General features: G+C 53.1%; 1 rRNA gene. It reads left to right on the plus strand.

The features are described from left to right. A 16S ribosomal RNA gene (locus tag BIW15_RS22800) occupies nt 1-1495 on the plus strand; the annotation flags it as partial. Nucleotides 1496-1585: the final 90 nt, after the last annotated feature.

Consider the following 1585-nt stretch of genomic DNA (forward strand, 5'->3'; position numbering starts at 1 on the left):
AAGTCGAGCGGAAACGAGTTATCTGAACCTTCGGGGGACGATAACGGCGTCGAGCGGCGGACGGGTGAGTAATGCCTAGGAAATTGCCCTGATGTGGGGGATAACCATTGGAAACGATGGCTAATACCGCATGATGCCTACGGGCCAAAGAGGGGGACCTTCGGGCCTCTCGCGTCAGGATATGCCTAGGTGGGATTAGCTAGTTGGTGAGGTAAGGGCTCACCAAGGCGACGATCCCTAGCTGGTCTGAGAGGATGATCAGCCACACTGGAACTGAGACACGGTCCAGACTCCTACGGGAGGCAGCAGTGGGGAATATTGCACAATGGGCGCAAGCCTGATGCAGCCATGCCGCGTGTGTGAAGAAGGCCTTCGGGTTGTAAAGCACTTTCAGTCGTGAGGAAGGTAGTGTAGTTAATAGCTGCATTATTTGACGTTAGCGACAGAAGAAGCACCGGCTAACTCCGTGCCAGCAGCCGCGGTAATACGGAGGGTGCGAGCGTTAATCGGAATTACTGGGCGTAAAGCGCATGCAGGTGGTTTGTTAAGTCAGATGTGAAAGCCCGGGGCTCAACCTCGGAATTGCATTTGAAACTGGCAGACTAGAGTACTGTAGAGGGGGGTAGAATTTCAGGTGTAGCGGTGAAATGCGTAGAGATCTGAAGGAATACCGGTGGCGAAGGCGGCCCCCTGGACAGATACTGACACTCAGATGCGAAAGCGTGGGGAGCAAACAGGATTAGATACCCTGGTAGTCCACGCCGTAAACGATGTCTACTTGGAGGTTGTGGCCTTGAGCCGTGGCTTTCGGAGCTAACGCGTTAAGTAGACCGCCTGGGGAGTACGGTCGCAAGATTAAAACTCAAATGAATTGACGGGGGCCCGCACAAGCGGTGGAGCATGTGGTTTAATTCGATGCAACGCGAAGAACCTTACCTACTCTTGACATCCAGAGAACTTTCCAGAGATGGATTGGTGCCTTCGGGAACTCTGAGACAGGTGCTGCATGGCTGTCGTCAGCTCGTGTTGTGAAATGTTGGGTTAAGTCCCGCAACGAGCGCAACCCTTATCCTTGTTTGCCAGCGAGTAATGTCGGGAACTCCAGGGAGACTGCCGGTGATAAACCGGAGGAAGGTGGGGACGACGTCAAGTCATCATGGCCCTTACGAGTAGGGCTACACACGTGCTACAATGGCGCATACAGAGGGCAGCCAACTTGCGAAAGTGAGCGAATCCCAAAAAGTGCGTCGTAGTCCGGATTGGAGTCTGCAACTCGACTCCATGAAGTCGGAATCGCTAGTAATCGTGGATCAGAATGCCACGGTGAATACGTTCCCGGGCCTTGTACACACCGCCCGTCACACCATGGGAGTGGGCTGCAAAAGAAGTAGGTAGTTTAACCTTCGGGGGGACGCTTACCACTTTGTGGTTCATGACTGGGGTGAAGTCGTAACAAGGTAGCGCTAGGGGAACCTGGCGCTGGATCACCTCCTTAAACGATGATTACTCACGATGAGTGTCCACACAGATTGATAGTTCACAAGCGCAAGCTTGTAGCTAACATAGCTCTTTAACAATTTGGAAA

Source organism: Vibrio sp. SALL6, assembly GCF_002002385.1.
Classification (GTDB): Bacteria; Pseudomonadota; Gammaproteobacteria; order Enterobacterales; family Vibrionaceae; genus Vibrio; species Vibrio parahaemolyticus.